Annotated in this window: 10 protein-coding genes; 3 read left to right on the top strand and 7 right to left on the bottom strand. The window is 53.3% G+C overall.

Features of this window, described 5'->3' with window-relative positions:
- Positions 1 to 148: 148 nt before the first annotated feature.
- Genes BN3795_RS18760 through BN3795_RS18785 form a run of 6 tightly spaced genes read right to left on the bottom strand, consistent with a single transcriptional unit; the run spans position 149 to position 8,435 of the window.
- Entirely contained in the window at positions 149 to 1,894 is a 1,746-nt protein-coding gene (locus BN3795_RS18760; RefSeq protein ID WP_110945246.1) for a class I mannose-6-phosphate isomerase, read from the bottom strand.
- A gap of 20 nt (positions 1,895 to 1,914) precedes the next feature.
- Positions 1,915 to 4,377 carry a glycoside hydrolase family 38 N-terminal domain-containing protein gene (locus BN3795_RS18765; RefSeq protein ID WP_198524767.1) on the bottom strand — a complete coding sequence of 821 codons (2,463 nt, stop codon included), beginning with the start codon at positions 4,375 to 4,377 and terminating at the stop codon, positions 1,915 to 1,917.
- Between the two features lie 23 nt (positions 4,378 to 4,400).
- On the bottom strand, positions 4,401 to 5,219 hold the full coding sequence (locus tag BN3795_RS18770; protein ID WP_068786226.1) for a carbohydrate ABC transporter permease: 819 nt from the start codon (positions 5,217 to 5,219) through the stop codon (positions 4,401 to 4,403).
- Between the two features lie 27 nt (positions 5,220 to 5,246).
- Entirely contained in the window at positions 5,247 to 6,119 is an 873-nt protein-coding gene (locus BN3795_RS18775) for a carbohydrate ABC transporter permease (RefSeq protein WP_068786227.1), read from the bottom strand.
- Between the two features lie 14 nt (positions 6,120 to 6,133).
- On the bottom strand, positions 6,134 to 7,420 hold the full coding sequence (locus BN3795_RS18780) for an ABC transporter substrate-binding protein (RefSeq protein WP_068786228.1): 1,287 nt from the start codon (positions 7,418 to 7,420) through the stop codon (positions 6,134 to 6,136).
- A 34-nt stretch (positions 7,421 to 7,454) separates the two neighbouring features.
- Positions 7,455 to 8,435, bottom strand: a complete 981-nt coding sequence (locus BN3795_RS18785) for an ROK family protein (protein ID WP_068786229.1) — start codon at positions 8,433 to 8,435, stop codon at positions 7,455 to 7,457.
- A gap of 355 nt (positions 8,436 to 8,790) precedes the next feature.
- Between BN3795_RS18785 and BN3795_RS18790 the strand changes: the two genes are divergently transcribed.
- Complete coding sequence (locus tag BN3795_RS18790) at positions 8,791 to 9,966, top strand: ROK family transcriptional regulator (RefSeq protein WP_068786230.1); 1,176 nt, start codon at positions 8,791 to 8,793, stop codon at positions 9,964 to 9,966.
- Between the two features lie 126 nt (positions 9,967 to 10,092).
- Here the strand turns inward: BN3795_RS18790 and BN3795_RS18795 are convergent, their stop codons facing one another.
- Positions 10,093 to 12,684 carry an adenosylcobalamin-dependent ribonucleoside-diphosphate reductase gene (locus BN3795_RS18795; RefSeq protein ID WP_068786231.1) on the bottom strand — a complete coding sequence of 864 codons (2,592 nt, stop codon included), beginning with the start codon at positions 12,682 to 12,684 and terminating at the stop codon, positions 10,093 to 10,095.
- 690 nt (positions 12,685 to 13,374) lie between these two features.
- Here BN3795_RS18795 and BN3795_RS18805 point away from each other — a divergent pair.
- Positions 13,375 to 15,150 (top strand): DEAD/DEAH box helicase, encoded by a 1,776-nt coding sequence (locus BN3795_RS18805; protein ID WP_068786233.1) that lies wholly within the window; start codon positions 13,375 to 13,377, stop codon positions 15,148 to 15,150.
- Between the two features lie 9 nt (positions 15,151 to 15,159).
- Positions 15,160 to 16,125, top strand: a complete 966-nt coding sequence (locus tag BN3795_RS18810; protein WP_068786234.1) for a YqhG family protein — start codon at positions 15,160 to 15,162, stop codon at positions 16,123 to 16,125.
- Positions 16,126 to 16,419: the final 294 nt, after the last annotated feature.

A 16,419-nucleotide genomic window follows, 5' to 3' on the forward strand; every position in this document is an offset into this window, starting at 1 on the left:
TAGGAAAAATTCCTAAATCGAGGCTTTAACGAATGATCATCCACAAAACATAATGAGCATGTTTAATATATACATTTATAAATCCAAACTAAAAAGAGGGCGTCCCAATAGTAAACTTGGGAACACCCTTTCTTTAGGCATAACAAACTTAACGCACCGACGCAACGATGATCCTAACCGTCTCCCCTTCCGAAATTCCCGAGGGCCGGACCGAGTAAGTGTCCACGGCTGCCGGGACAATGGCGGTTTCGGCATAGTGTACATCATAAGGAGGAAATGCGCCGATTTTGCTGTAAATCGTAATCTGCCCTCCTTCCACAAGGTTCAGCATCTGTACACTGTCCTTGCAGGCCAGCTCTACCGGCGTCGAAAAGGTGTAGCGGATTGTCTCGATGAACTGCCGGGAATGCAGGCCGGTTCGCTCCACTTTACGATGTTCCGATTCTTCCAGCACCTCCCCCTGATGAATGAGATTCTCCTTGACCCAAGGGGTGTCCCAATCCCATTGAATATTCTTTAGCCCGTGCTCCAGATGGGTGGGGCGAGGGAGACCGTCCAAGCCCATGCGGCCCCAATCCCAAAGCTTGAAAGTAAAGATATAAGGGGTCGCACTAATCTCCAACACCATGGTATCCTTGCCCGAACAGTGGATGGTGCCTGCAGGAATCAGCACATGATCATGCTTGTTAACCGGAATTTTGTTGACATACTCCTCTGCCGGGAAGGGCGCCTCACCGCTGTTCGCACGGTACAGATCGCTCGCCATGCGTTTGCTGTCCACATTTTCTTTGAGTCCCAGATAAACGTAAGCCTCTCCGTTTTCGGCCGCGTCCAAGATATAGTAGCTCTCGTCTTGGGTGTAATGCATACCGAAGGTCTGTTGGATATATTCCGTCAGCGGATGGACCTGGAGAGAAAGATTCCCGCCCCCCATCGTGTCCAGTAAATCGAACCGGATCGGGAATTCCACCCCGAACCGGGCGTGAACCCGTTCGCCCAGCAAATGACGGGCGCGGAACAGCACCAGGTTCATCGCCGGAATCTCCAAAGTAACCTGCCCGAAACGCAGCAGCAAGCTGTTCTCTTCCGGCACGCCGTCAAAACTCCAGGCATAGTTCGGCGGTCCTTCGGGCAACCCGAAGTTCTCCTTCATCCACTGTCCGCCCCATACCCCCGGATCAAAATAAGGCTTCAGACGAAACGGCCGCGAAGCCGCCGCTTTGAGAGCGGAGCGAAAGGCGTTCCCGGACACCATGTTTGGACGGCCCGGCGAGGTCGTTTCAATCAGATAATCCAGGCTCCCCAGTAGCTCGGTTTTATGCCGGTCCGCCATGCGCCACTCTACAAAAAAACCGCGTCTGTATTTTTCCAGGATGGGCGCATCGGGATTGTCGGCCAGCCAGTTCGGCATTCCCCGACGATAGCGCAGTTGAATTTCCCAGCGGGGCAAATCCAGGTAGACCAGCATATCCCCTTTGGTCACGAGCGACGCGCCTGTTCCATAGAGGAATATCGGACCATCGGATCGTTCGATTTCTGTCCGCAACGCATCCAGGGAGGCTGGGTCAAAGCAGCTTTCCAACCTGCCATAAAACATGACGCCGAATACCGGGTCTTGCGGCAAGCTGGGGGCAAGCCTCTGTTCCAACTGCGGCGGCGGCAACAGGCAGGCTTCACAGTCCAACATCCGCACCGGAGACAGAAGCGCCAACTCCTTAGCGACCTCCTCTTTGTCTGTTCCCGGATACAAATCAAAAACAAACACCCGATATTTATCCATATGTTGCCTTAACTCTTTCCGAATGGCTCCCCACCCCGAAAAGGCGTGGTTATCCCAGCCCTGAATATCCAGTACCGGCTCCAAGTCATAGTTATGGTATTTCCCGTATTTCATATCTAAAGTGCTCCTCATTGTTAAATATAGAATGCGGGCAATCCCTCGTTATAAGCCTCGCAAAGGCGCATAGCCGCCTCGGTTGTCTGCTGCTCCCGTGCGGACAGCGTAAAAGCAAATTCATAGAAGCCGCCCAAGTCTACCTTGAAGTTGGTCTCCCAGAAGTTGTTCATGGCCCAGGCGAAGGTCTCTCCTCGGTTCAGTTCCCAATTGTCGCCGTCGCAAAGCCGGATTGGTTTAGCTTCAAGGGAGCCAAACGTAATCAAAGGCGTGTCTTTGACGGCGACCACGACCTGCCGTTTACCGGCTTCCATCACCAGTCCATTTTGGATCAGATAAAATTCCATATTGCTTCCCGGCAGTTGATCGATTCCCGGGCGTAAGAGGCAACCGGTTTTGTCCACATACTTTACCTCCTCGTCGCCCGCGGTGAACGGCAGCGACACATAAAGGTTTTCCGGCTCCCACACGCTATCTTTGTGGATGCGCACCATGGCCTCGATTTTATTGATTTCCCGGTACAGCTTGAGGAACACTTTGTAGAACCGTGTGCCCTCCAGGCTGTAGTCGAGTTGCAGAGAAACAAACAAGGGCCCGCTCTCAACTATCTGGATATCCGTCAGATGAGATTCATACCGTCTGGTTGCCGGGGACTTGCGGTTGCGTCCCATTCGCCGACGCTCCTCCGTCGGGTTGGTACGGATATCTGTAACCTCGTAAATTCCGGTAAAAGGGGCGTAAGCGGCATCCTGCCGAACTAGATTCTTCCCGCTCGTACGGTCAATGATCGAGGTAATCCCCCGTTTTTGATCAAACTCCACCCGGTAGTGCGTGGTCTCCACGCAGTCAACATCTTCCCGCGGCACACCGGGCTGCAGTACATCGGCGATCCCCTCCGCGCCAATATGCGCATGGCTCCGGGAGGTTTGATTATTGTACCGGCCAGTCGCGCGCACCCCGACGTTGCGTTCCTCTTTGGGCCCCAGGTTGAGCGGGATTTCGATCTCGTAAGCGCGGGCGATTCTCTTTGCCTGATGTTGGATGACCTCACCGGTCGCCAAATCAAACACTTCGATCGGAACATCAAGGCTATAGTTCAACCCGCCGACATACTCCCAAAACTCAATATAGATTTTGGCGGTCGTCTCTACCGGAATGTCGTGCGGATTTAGGATCCGAAAGTGCTGCGGCCGGTCTTGCCGGATGGCCACCTCTCCTTTCTTCGCTAAAATCCGGTCCAAGTTGTCCGCCGCTTCGGTATTGCCATTGATGGCGTAGGCTGATTTTTTTTGCTCCAGCTCCCCGACCAAGGTTTCCCAAGGTTCCGATACGGAGGAAGAATAACCCCAGGTATGCTCGCTGTAGAGGATCAGATTTTCCGCCGCTTTCCGCATCAGGTCGGCATCGCCAAGGGCGGAATCCGGATCCAGCTTCTTGCAAAGATGGTACTTTCGCTGTCCTTCCCGAAATACCTTGACCACTGCCGGGGTAGATCCGACACCATCCGCCCACCAATCGTTCCAATCCCCCCGGTAAACCGGAATGTCCTTCCACGCCGCTTCCAGATGGTCAAAAAACTGATCCAGCGTGGACATGTGTACTTCCAGCGTTCCGGCGTACTTCCGGTTCAGCCAAGCGACCCGATCGGCAATCTTTGCGTTTGGCGGGGCATTGTCGGTAATCGCGCCCGAAATCATGAAAGGCACAAAATCGCCAGGGTACCCCTCCTCCTCCAGATTTTGCAGATAGCGCTCCAACCGTTCATTGAGGATGGCTAACTCGACTTGCTCCGTATCCTCGGGGCTGGTGGTCATAAGCTGGCTTCCTCTGAGCTTCTTGCCCACTTCATCGTGAATCATATAGGTAGAAGCCGCATGAGGCGAGAAACAAAGCTCGTTACCAAAGTGGTAATGCTCACCGTTCCATACCAGCACCTTCTTTCCGGATGGTCCCTGCCAGTAAAAGGGGGTCTGTTTTTTATTTAGGGGGAACATTCCGTGATGGGGATGCAGGCAGGAAAACAGGCGCTCCACGCCGCACTCCCGCAGCACATCGGCATACCCCCAGGCAAACCCGTTGATATCGGCGCTCATCCCGCTGCGGATCGGATAACCAACCCGCTCGCCATAGGCCTTGGCTTGAATCGTACAATCGTATAGAACCTCCCGGCTGACAAGCTCGGTCAAATTCAAATAATTGCCTGAAAGTCCAATCCGTCCTGCCCGTACATATTTTTCAAAGTCCGTAATATATTCCGAAGGCGCATGATCATAAAAGTTTTTGACCTGCCAATGATTTTCACACTGCCAAACAAAGCCTTTGCGATCTTCGTTGCCGCTGCGGTCAACCTCCCTCAAAATATCCACGGCCTGTTTTATAAAATCGTAATGATAATGGATAATTTTATCCTGACGCTCGGTGTAGCCAATATCAGTGTGAGAGTGGTGGATAAGGAACACCTTCCATTTTTTCGACAGCTTCACATAATCAACTCCGTTCATTAAAATTATTTGCTCTGGTAAGCATACCCGGCTTCAAAGTGCTTGTTCAGCAAGAAAAAGAGCAGCAATGTGGGAATGGAGGCCACCACGCAGGCCATAAGAATCACCGGCACATTCGCTTTGTCCATAAGGGTAATCGCAGCCATTACCGGACGGATTTCCCGGGATTTGGTAAAGGTCAGCCCAAACATAAGCTCATTCCACACCCAGTTGAACTGGGTCAGGAACACAACGGACAGCGGGGCGATCGACATCGGGACAAAGATGTGCCCCAAAATTTGCAGGCTGTTGCAGCCGTCGATCCTTGCCGATTCACAGATTTCCTTGGATATGCCGAGATAATAATTTCGCAGGACAAACATACAGAAGGGCACGCAGATGGCGGTATAGAACAAAATCATCCCTAATTGGGTATCGTACAGGTTCGTGGCCGTCAATCCCTTGTAAACCGGGATCAAATAAACCTGGAACGGGAAGATGGTCCCGCTGTAGATAAATAAGAACCAGAGCATGGGCCGTTTGATCTTAAGATGGGCGATGGCATAAGCTGCCAGGGTAGCGATAATGACGGCCGCCCCGGCCGAGGCCGTGGCATACAGCAAGCTGTTGAGCATTCCCTTGACGATGCCGAAGGGGCCGGCGAGTGCCTTTACATTTTCGACAAGGCTGATTGCCTGCGGCAGATCCCAAAAGTTGCTTAGGTTATATTCCTGCTTTTTCTTTAACGTCCCGAAAATAGCGAAGACCGCCGGGAAAATCCATAGAATAGACAGAATCATCAGCACCGCATTGACGGCGATTTTTCCGTTGCTTACTTTTTTCATATCGAGGGCTCTCCTTTCGCGCTTCGCTCAGGCCGTCCGGTCGGTGTCTCCGAAGGTGTTGCGGATATTGAAATAGGAGACGATCAGGATGATCATCGTGAGTACCACAGCCACTGCCGCCCCCACACCAAACTTGCCGTGGATAAAGGACTCCTGGTACATCGTCAACGCCAAGGTTTCGGAAGTTCGGTAAGGGCCGCCCTTCGTCATGACCCAGATCGAGTCGAACACCTTAAAACTGTTCACAAGCGACATTAGCAACACAACCACCGTGGTGGGCTTGAGAAGCGGCAAAATCACCTTGTTGTAAAGCTGGATCGTCCGCGCGCCTTCAATCTTGGCCGCCTCAATGGGGGAATCGGGAATGGTGGTTAGCCCGGTGATGAAAAGAATGGTGTTCAAACCTACGCCTTGCCATGTTCCCATCAAAATCATAATAAATGTATTTACATAAGGGATGGCCAGCCAATCCCGAACCAACCCCTCAAATCCCAGCAGGCCAAACAATTGGGGGATGCCGTATTTCGAAAGAATGGCCACCATGATAATGCCTCCGATGGTGCCTGACAGCGCCGTAGGATAATAAAAAATATTTTTAAACCCGCCGACCCAAAAGCTGTTCGTAATCAAAATGGCCAGCAGCAGCGGCAGCGCCAATGTAAACAAAAGGGAAAACACAACCCAGATGACGGTGTTCATCAACGATATTTTGAAGTTTGCATCCTGAAACAGATGAGAGTAGTTATCCATTCCCACAAACCGCATGGCGGAAAATCCGTCGTATTCAAAGAAGCTGAGACGCAGGGTATACACAATGGACGTGACAAAGAAGACGGAAACCAGCAAAACCGCCGGCAGCAGATACAGATAATTCGTCCAAACGAAGCTGCTTTTCTTCAAAGGAACCCCCCCATTCAGCCGAATACTTCGTCCGCCTTGGCCTGTATGTTATTCAGTACAGCGTCGATATCCGCACCGCTGTACATAAAGCGAGAGAGTTCATCAAGGGCCGTATTGCGCAAATCCTCGGGTGTATTCTCATAAAAGCGAAGCATGAGCTGGTAATGGGCGGAATCACCGGTCATCTCCAAAATGCGCTGAATCGTCTGATTTTCCACGGATATCGCACTTAGGTTGGCAATGCCGTGGTCGTTGACCATCACCGTTTGGGTTTCGGGTTTGTAGAAGCTGCGCAGTGCGGCAAGAGCCTGCTCCTTGGAGGCGCTGGCCTCGGTGACGACAATCGGCGAAGCTTCGAAGAAGATCGTCCCCTTTCCCCCATTCATGCTGGGCAGAACAAAGGCATCGATATTCGTTCCGGGCTCCATGCCGTAATCGCTCTGCAAACCGGTTACGGTAGGGCTGTCCTCCAACATCATGGCCACGACGCCCGTAGCAAACTCCTTGTGGAGGTCGCTGTAGACAATCGGTTCCCCAAAATAACCTTTATCGAACATCTCTCTCCAGATCCCCATCACTTCCTTTACAGCCTCGTCAGTGTAGGGTTTGGTGCCATCGCAGAGATCCAAATACAGATGAGGATCATAGGCGGCGATCAACTGTTGAAACCAGATGAAGCTGGCCCATGAATCGTTTTTCAAACCAATCGGGGTGACGCCGCTGGCCTTGATCTTCTCGCAAGCTTCCAGAAACTCTTCGAATGTGGTGGGAACCGCCACGCCGGCCGCCTCAAACACCTTCACATTATAAAGAACGGACGCATAGCGGAGACTGTAAGGAGCGGCGTACACCTTTCCGTCCACCGTGAAAGCTTCCTTGACGTCAGCGGCAACACCGTCGGCGATGTAGTGGTCCCATTCCGCAGACAAATCCGCCAGCTTGCCGTTCTTGGCCAGAGTTTCCAATTGGGGGCCGCTCCACCAGGTAAACAAGCCCGGAGCGCCAGGGTCGTCAATCGTTTGTTGGATGGAGGTCTGATAGGCCGCTACATCCGGATAATTGGTGAACACGACCTCAATCCCCGAATCCTTCTGCCAGACTTCGGACAAGCGAGCCGCCTTTTCCGCATCCCCCATTTTATCCAGCCAAAACTCTACTTTTCCGCCGGTCTGGGTGGGTGTATGCTCCGTTTTCGCCGAATTTCCGGGGTTTCCGGAGGGATTCCCTCCACCGCATGCCGCAAGGCTACCCGCCATAAGGGAAACGGCAAAAATTAGAGTCAGCATTTTTTTACCAGGCATTGCATCATCCTCCTCAAAGTTATGTGAGTCAGCGTTAGATTCCCTGCTTCGCAGCCGTTGCCTGATACCCTTTCAGGTAAGCAGCGCCAATGATTCCGGCATCATTGTTCAGTTTGGCGATCGCCATTTGCGGCAACGGAACCTGCTTGCAGTACACGCCTTTTTTTACATTGGCCATGATGGGCTGTAACAGATCGTCGCCTTCACCGCTGATTCCGCCGCCGATCACGATCATCTCGGGCTGAAGAACATTAATGATGTCGATAATCCCCTCTGACACAAAATAGTAGTATCTGTCCAGCAGCTTTAAGGCTGCCGCATCGCTTTGCCGGGCGGCATCAAATATGTTCTTTCCGTTGAATTGGCCAGAGCGCCTCTTCACCTCGGCGAGAAGGGAATTTGGAAACTGCTCCGCCATCTCCTCAGCCATACGAACCAGCGCAGTGATGGAAGCGTAGGACTCCCAGCATCCTTTCCGCCCACAGGTGCAGGGCTCCCCGCCGGACACGATCACCATATGTCCGATTGCGTTTGCCGCCGAGTTAAATCCGCTATGAATCCGTCCGCCAAGGATGATCCCCCCGCCAACACCGGTGCCTAGCGTAACGGTAACCGAGGAGTTTGTCCCTTGGGACGCTCCGCAGAGATATTCTCCCAATGCCGCGCAATTGGCGTCGTTGTCCACATAGATCTCCTTGGGCACATCTTTCTGCAGCGTTTTTACTAGCGGCACATTCTCCCAGGCAATATTGTTGGAGTAAATCACTTCCCCCTTTTCCTGATTCAATATTCCCGGGCAACCCAGGCCAACCGCTTCAACCTCATCGAGCCGGCATCCAGCTTCATCAAGAACGGAATAAATCGAATTCGCGACATCGCGCAGCACCTCCGTATAGGGCCGTCCCCCCTTTGTATCAAAGCTTACTTTTGAAAGAATGGTCTTATCCTCTCCTACCAGCGCGCATGATACCTTCGTGCCGCCAATATCCACTCCTATCCGCATAGCAACATCCATCACTCCATTCGTATCCCCTTAAGATTCCAAACAGCATAGAGGCTGCGATTCCCTGCGGGAATAACAAATAGTAAATATCTCTTACTAAATGGATAATAAATCGCTTTCATTCGAATGTCAATACGATTTAAAAATTTTAAAATGAAATATTTTTTCCTCAACAGAAGTATATTTTGGAGTTTATAATAATTAATAACTTTAATTTACTATTTCTTGTCCCACATGCGATAAACATGATATAACCGTTGAGAAAACCGCAATGGTCCTAATTCTTGCTTTATTGTGATATAATACGAATTATCTACATTCAAATTGTGAAGGAATACCTATTATTCCATATATGGAGATGGCATCAATGCGGGGCGTAAATCATCAGAATATGATCGAAACCAATAAGTTTCTCATCTTAAAGACCATCGCAACATCCGGCCCAATATCGAGGATCGAGCTGAGCAAACAAACCCAGCTGAGCAAAATGACCATCACTTCGCTGATTGCTGATTTTTTGGAGGAGGGAATCGTACGCGAATGCGGGACTAGCGCTTCAACCTCGGGTCGGCGTCCGACCTTGCTGGAAGTGGTCCCCGACAGTTTGCTAACCCTGGGCATCAGCGTAGGGCGGGATTATTTGCAAGTTGGAATTATCAACCTGACCGGCTCCATTGTGCTTCACAACCAGGTTCCGATCGGGCAATTTACGACCGAGGACAGCTTTATTAGCGGTTTGTTGGCCATGTGCGAGGTCACCCTTCAAAATGTCCCTATCGAGAAGGTCTGGGGCATCGGGATTGCGAGTATTGGCCCAATTAATATGATGGAAGGCGTTATCATCGATCCGCCTGATTTTAATATCGACATCATCCATATTGTCCCCCGGCTAAAGGAACGTTGGAATCTTCCCGTTTATATTGAAAACGATATGGCCGTATCCGCCCTGGCGGAGATGTATTACGGGGGCGGGAAGCAGTATGACAACTTTGTATATGTAGGGGTAACGGCCGGCATCGGCGGGGGAGTCATCCTCAATCAACGCTTGTATAGCGGCACGAATGGGCTGGCTTCGATTATCGGTCATATGATTGTGCAGACCGATGGGGAGTTATGCGCATGCGGACAGCGCGGTTGCTTGGAGGCCATGAGCAGCGTACGCGCAACGCTCAATTGGGCGCATCAGAATGGCGCGCCGCAGGACATGGACTGGATGCAGCTGCTGATCAAGGCTGAAGCCGGCGATGCGATCTGTTCCGCCGCGTTGGAACGGATGAATCGGTATCTTCTAAGCGGGTTGATCAACATCGTGAACCTATATGACCCGGAATGCATTTTTATCGGAGGCGACCTGTGGTTTGCAAAAGACCCGCTCTTTCAACATGTTGAGCAGGAGGTCAATACCCGAATCATCGCGGCTGGCAACCGCCGCAAGGTCCTGATTGCACGTTCAAAGTTCCCTGGAAACGCGTTTTTTATCGGCACCGCCGCCCTCGTCATGGAAAACAACCTCGAGTATCGCAGAGGTCATAGAAACGGATGAGGCCACAGATGCGCCACAGATGCACCCGGCCGTGATCTGCCAGAACGTTAAAAAAAGATCGCCATTATCCTGGCCAAGAGGGCAAGATAAGGCGATCTTTTTTATTTTATCTTATTGGGAACTTCCTTACGAGCACTTGCTATATCCGCAGTTGCTGCAAGTCTTGCAGCCCTCGATGTTGATCAGCGAGGCGGAGCCGCAGGACGGGCAGAGGTCGCGGGAGGTCGCTGGTGCGCTGCCATGGTTATGGCCGCCGTGCGAGCCGTCCGCAGTGTCGGGTTCGTGTGCCACTTCGTCCTGATGCGCGATCGTTGCGGCCACCGGCGCCGGGTCGTGATCGCCGTACGGGCCGTTTTGCACATGTGTCTCCAGCGCTTTGGCGACGGCGTCGGCGATCGATTCGACGCGGTTCGGACCAAAGCCGATCGCCCCCGTGCCGCCGATGCCCTTGAGATGCTTGATCAGCAGCTCGACTTTCTCGCCATGATCGCCGTAACGCAGGAACAGCGAGCAGACGCGGCCAAGCGCTTCCGCCATCGCAAACACGTCGGAGCCGGCTTTACCGACGTTCAGGAAGATTTCGCCCGGGATGCCGTTCAAATCATTGATCGTGATATACGCCATCCCGAACGGCGTGTTAATTTTATAAGTAGCTCCATGCAGCACTTGCGGGCGTCTCTTGTACTGTTCGCCGGTTTTCGGGCTGCTGGCCTGAACCGAAGCAGATGCCGGCTGTTCCGCTGCGACCGGAGTCGCTGGAGCTGCCGCTTCCTCCTTCTTCTCTTCCTTCTTCTCCGTTTGCAGAACCTGCACGTCACGGCTTCCGTCGCGGTAGATCGTTACGCCTTTGCAGCCGAGGTCGAACGCCAGCTCATATAAGCGCTTCGTTTCTTCTACCGTAAAGTCGGACGGGCAGTTCGCCGTTTTGGAAATCGAGCTGTCGACCCAACGCTGGATCGCCGCTTGCACGCGGATATGATCCTCCGCCGACAAGTCCATCGCCGTCACGAAGTAATCCGGCAGCGATTCACCCGGATGCGCGTCCATCCATTCCTGCGCGATCGGCACGAATTGCTCGTCGAAGCCGAGACGGCTTTGACGATAATATTTGAAGGCGAAATACGGCTCGATCCCGGTCGAGGTTCCAACCATTGTTCCGGTGCTGCCAGTCGGCGCCTGGGTGATGATCGTGACGTTGCGAATGCCTTTCGCGCGAACCGCCTCTCCCACTTCCGGATACACTTCGGTCATCACTTTCATAAAGCCGCTTTGCAAATATTTGTCCGCTTCGAAGGCCGGGAACGCGCCTTTCTCTTCCGCGATGTCCGCGGACGCGAGGTACGCTTCCTTGGCGATGAAGCCATACAGTTTGTCGAGGAATTCCAGCGATTCCGGGCTGCCGTAACGGATGTTCAGCTTGATCATCAGCTCGGCCAGCCCCATCGTTCCGAGGCCTACGCGGCGCTCTTTCTTCTGGTTTTTCTCGTTTTCTTCAAAATGATAAGGCGTTTTGTTGATGACATTGTCCAGGAACCGAACCGAATAACGCGTCGTGGTCGCCAGTTCGTCCCAAGCGACGTCGTGGTTCTCTTCATCGTAGAACTTGGACAGGTTCATCGCCGACAGGTTGCAGACGCCCCAGCCCGGCAAACCTTGCTCGCCGCACGGATTCGTACAGATAATTGGGTTAAAATACCAGCTGTTGGACATTTGGTTGTAGTATTCCATGAATACAACGCCCGGCTCGGCGGATTTCCAGGCCGATTCGATGATCGTGTGCCAGATCTCGCGCGCTTTGACAGTGCGATAATGGATAACGCGGCGTCCATCCGCTTTCCACTTGTCGAGGTCGCCGTCCCACACTTCGTTGTAATCCTCATAAGTCGTATCCGGGAACACCAGCTCCCAATCGAGGTCTTTCTTCACGGCTTCCATAAAGCCGTTGCTCACGCAGACCGACAGGTTGGCGTTCGTCACCTGGCCCATCGTTTGCTTAACGGTGATGAAGTCCAGCACGTCCGGATGCCAGTCGTTAATCATCAGCATCAACGCGCCGCGGCGGCTGCCGCCTTGTTCGATCAAGCCGGTGGTGTAGCTGAACAAGCCGCCCCAGGATACGGCGCCGCTCGAAGAGCCGTTGACGCCCTTGACGACCGCGCGGCGCGGACGCAGGGAGCTCAGGTTGATGCCTACACCGCCGCCGCGGGCCATAATCTCCGTCATTTCCGTCAGGGTTTCCATGATGCCGCCGCGGCTGTCCTTAGGCGATGGAATCACATAGCAGTTAAAGAGCGTCAGCTCATCGCTGGCGCCGGCCCCCGCTGCGATCCGTCCGCCCGGGACCAGCTTCCAATCGTCCAGGATATAGCGGAACTTCTCTTCCCATTCCTTCTGCAGCTCCGGCGTTTCCTCCACGGAAGCCATCGCTTGGGCCAACCGGTCCCACATTTCTTCAGGGGTTTTCTCAATATTGAGGGTCAGCTTCTCGACATCCGACTCCACCAGTTCGCCTCGGCGAGTCTTGACCGTCACCTTGCGTCCTTCACGTGCAACGACCTCCCCGACTTCCTTCGTCGGGAATTTCGGATCGTCCTTCGTCAGCACGAGAACGACATCGCCGACTTTAGCGTGGCTGGGATCCGCGTCTTTCCAGGCGTACCGGTCCAAGAAGATTTTTTCGCTTAGCCCCTCAAGGCGCTGTTTCTGCACAGTTTTCAAAGAAAACACCCTCCTAAAAGTTTAGTTCAGAGATCTTTCAATCTATCGGTCATTCGCGCTGCTTCCGAAAATTCCGAAATGAGGCGAAAAAAACGAAAAAAGCGCTGTTTCAAGCCGAAATCTGCCTGCTTGAAAACCGCTACACACACCCTATAAACGGTATTATCTTATGTAAGAATCACAATATATTGTGTGCGAATACCATTATACTATACAATATCTCGTTGTCACAGACAGGACAGCTTGAAATTTTAGGCTAATTTCCGAATGCGGCGCGCCCAACCCCTCGTTTGCTCCGGTTCTCTCAATTTTTCAGGCAAAGATCTATGAAACCACTGTGCAACCCTTTCCAATTGAAGCGGGGACGAAGCTCATGAACCCCCCACACTTCCCCGGCTCTTTTGGTGATTATCCCTTTCATTAAGGCGGGGGACAGCAGAGGATCCTTCACGTCTTTGATGTCTTTGATTCTTGTCTTCTGATCAAAAGGGATCATTCAGCAAAGCGTGCGCCCGCCAAAGTTGAACCCAAGCTGCGGCTCTCCCCTCCTTCCTTTGAAAAGTTATGAACTCCTCCTTTTTCGTCCATACTACACCTACGTCTGCAAGAAGCCAGCAACATGGCCTGATTGGCATCTTTTCGTTGCCGCAAGAGAGCTATCCAATACGCATCATAGGGAGGTTTTACATCATGAATCCTCAGCCCCTCGGCCCTTCCAACCCGGCCGAACAGCCGGATTGGAATTCGCAAGTCCCTGTCGAATTCGACCGGAGTTGGTTCAGCGAACTGGAATCGAGACATCAGAAAGGCGGCCCCTGGGACGACTGGAAGCTGTTTAACCTTGCCCTTGAGGCCGAGACCGCTTCGCTCGTTACAAGCTTTGAAGAAATGCAATGCTTGAAGCATCTGCAAGGCGTCACCCCGCTGCCGCACCAGACCGAAACAGCCCGGAGGGTCTTGTTCGAAATGCGCGGACGCGCCATTTTGGCCGACGAAGTGGGGCTTGGCAAAACAATCGAAGCCGGCCTAATTCTGAAAGAATATATCGTGCGCGGACTCGTGAAGAAGGTGCTGATTCTGGTGCCTGCCTCGCTGGTGCTGCAATGGGTTCGGGAGCTGAACCAGAAATTCGGCATCCCGGCCGTCGCTCAGAAGAAGGAGCACTCCTGGCACAACGATGTCGTTGTGGCCTCCATGGATACCGCGAAGCGCGATCCGCACAAGAACATTTTGTTAAGCAACGAATACGATCTCGTCATCGTCGACGAAGCCCATAAGCTAAAGAACAAGAAGACGACGAATTACCAGTTCATGCTGCAGCTGCGTAAAAAATATTGCCTGCTGCTCACCGCCACCCCGGTGCAAAACGACCTGGGCGAGCTGTTCAACCTGATCACGCTGCTGAAGCCGGGCCAACTGGGCGGGCAAAGCGAATTTGCCGCGAATTTCGTCGTCGACAAGCGGCTGCCGAAGAACGAAGGTCAGCTCAAGGATGAGCTGGCCAAGGTGATGATCCGCAACCGGCGCGGGGACGGCGAGCTGGAATTTACCAAGCGGTTCGTCCGCAACATCGATGTGGAGTTGTCCCCGGAAGAGAAGAACCTGTACGACGGGGTTACCTCATTCATTAAAGATCAATATAATGCCGCAGGCGGCGACCTCAACAGCATGCTGTCGCTCGTCACCTTGCAGCGCGAGGTGTGCAGCAGCCGCGACGCCGTCTTTGTTACGCTGGTCAACCTGTCGAAGAAGCTGGCCCCCGACTCCCCGATCCGCGACCGGATTTGGGATCTCGTTGACCTGATCCGCCAGATCAAAGCAAACAGCAAGGCGGAGAAAGCGATGGAACTGATCCGCGAAATGAACGATAAGGTGATCGTATTCACCGAATATCGGGCCACGCAGGAATATTTGCTGAAATATTTTCGCGACCGCGGTATGTCGGCGGTTCCCTATCGGGGCGGGATGAACCGCGGCAAGAAGGATTGGATGATGGATCTGTTCCGCGGCCGGGCCCAGGTCATGATCGCAACCGAAGCCGGCGGCGAAGGGATCAACCTGCAGTTTTGCCATCAGATGATCAACTTCGACCTGCCCTGGAACCCGATGCGGGTGGAGCAGCGGATCGGCCGCGTACACCGCTTGGGGCAAACGAATGACGTCCACATCTATAATCTGTCCACCAAAGGCACGATTGAAGAACATATCCTCCATCTGCTGCACGAGAAGATCAATATGTTCGAAATGGTCATCGGACATCTGGATGTGATTCTGGAACGGTTCGAGAAGCAGCACTCGCTGGAAAAAAGCATCTATCAAATCATCCTCGAATCCGGCAGCGACGAAGAAATCGCCAGCCGCGTCGATTCACTGGGACGCGAGTTCCACACGATTAAATCCGAGCTGGATGCGGAAGCCGAAGGAAACGAGAACGAGGGCGGCCTGCAGCAGCTGTTAGGAGGTTGAACTGCGATCATGTCCATGACCCGTGAACAGATTCGCGATTATGTCATGACCTATCTGGAAGCAACAGAATGTCAGTTTCTTGAGAAGTCCCCTCATCATGTCACGGTGAAGTTATCCCCCCGCGCCGACCGCGATTTGACAAACCGTCCCTATTATTGGGGATTTATCGAACGAACCGGAGCGGAGCCGGAAACGATGTCGTTTTCATTTGTTTTTGATCCGGAGGCACATCAAGCGGCCGAAAATGCGAAGGCGGCCCGGGAAAGTCCAAGCCCCGGACCGCAGCAGCAAATGGAAGCCGCTCAGGAGGACGCCCTGCTCGGCCGCTACTTCGGCGCGGTAAGGCCTCTCCCGGTGCTTGGTCCCGGGCGGATTCAGCGCGAGGAGCTGGCGTTTGGCAGCCCGCGGCTCAAGCAGATATTTGAAGCGGCACGGAAGGGCGGCCGTTTTGTATATCTCTTCGAGGAGCCGGGCCAACGTCAACGGCTGGCGCTGCTGCCCGCCGCTTACGAGCCCTGGCTGGGCGTTTGCTTCAAGGTGGAGTTCTGCTGCGATATGAAGCGAGAGGAGCTGCACTATTACGGGGTATCCTTGCTGACGGGCGCTATAGACGAATCGTTTCAGGCTCGCCTGACGACTAAGCCGATGGTTCCCCGACTGCCGGAAAACGTGCATATCGAACCTACCCAGCTCTCTCTGGATGCCGGGCGCGCCGCGCTCGAGCAGCGGCTTGCCGATCGGATCGCCGGTTATGATGACACCTGGGCGCAGGAAGCCCGCGAACGGCTGAATGACGAGCTCGCCTTAATCGACGCTTATTATAAGGATCTCGTGAAGGACCCCGAGCCCGAGCGGGCCCAAGAGGCAACCGAACAATACGAAGCAAGGCGGGAGGAAATCCGCTGGCAATACGAGCCGAGAATTGTCGTATCCGCTTTGGGCTGCGGCATCTTTCATCTGCGTTCGCCGCGGTGACGAGAAATCGACCTTTTCTCGCTAAAAGACCGCAAAAATAGAAGCAGTTGGCAGGCCATCCGCGCGACAGGTTGCAACATCCTTTTTGGACCGGCTCCGGTACAATGGACAAGCAATGGAAACCAGGTGCGAAATGCCTGATTCAAACGAAAGGCCAGGGAGGCGATACCATGCCAGAACCACGCAAACCTCAAACGAAATGGACGATCACCTGCAAAATCCTCTTATGTGCAAGCATCTTATATAGCGCATCCGGCGCGGGCGGCCTCGGCAGGCTCAGCGCTGCGGCGGCGG

The organism is Paenibacillus phocaeensis (genome assembly GCF_900021165.1).
Classification (GTDB): domain Bacteria; phylum Bacillota; class Bacilli; order Paenibacillales; family Paenibacillaceae; genus Fontibacillus; species Fontibacillus phocaensis.

Excerpts from the sequence above, each read along its gene's own strand:
- BN3795_RS18760 (WP_110945246.1), bottom strand. The coding sequence starts at position 1,894 with ATGAAATACGGGAAATACCATAACTATGACTTGGAGCCGGTACTGGAT.
- BN3795_RS18770 (WP_068786226.1), bottom strand. The coding sequence starts at position 5,219 with ATGAAAAAAGTAAGCAACGGAAAAATCGCCGTCAATGCGGTGCTGATG.
- BN3795_RS18780 (WP_068786228.1), bottom strand. The coding sequence starts at position 7,420 with ATGCCTGGTAAAAAAATGCTGACTCTAATTTTTGCCGTTTCCCTTATG.
- BN3795_RS18785 (WP_068786229.1), bottom strand. The coding sequence starts at position 8,435 with ATGGATGTTGCTATGCGGATAGGAGTGGATATTGGCGGCACGAAGGTA.
- BN3795_RS18790 (WP_068786230.1), top strand. The coding sequence starts at position 8,791 with ATGCGGGGCGTAAATCATCAGAATATGATCGAAACCAATAAGTTTCTC.
- BN3795_RS18805 (WP_068786233.1), top strand. The coding sequence starts at position 13,375 with ATGAATCCTCAGCCCCTCGGCCCTTCCAACCCGGCCGAACAGCCGGAT.
- BN3795_RS18810 (WP_068786234.1), top strand. The coding sequence starts at position 15,160 with ATGTCCATGACCCGTGAACAGATTCGCGATTATGTCATGACCTATCTG.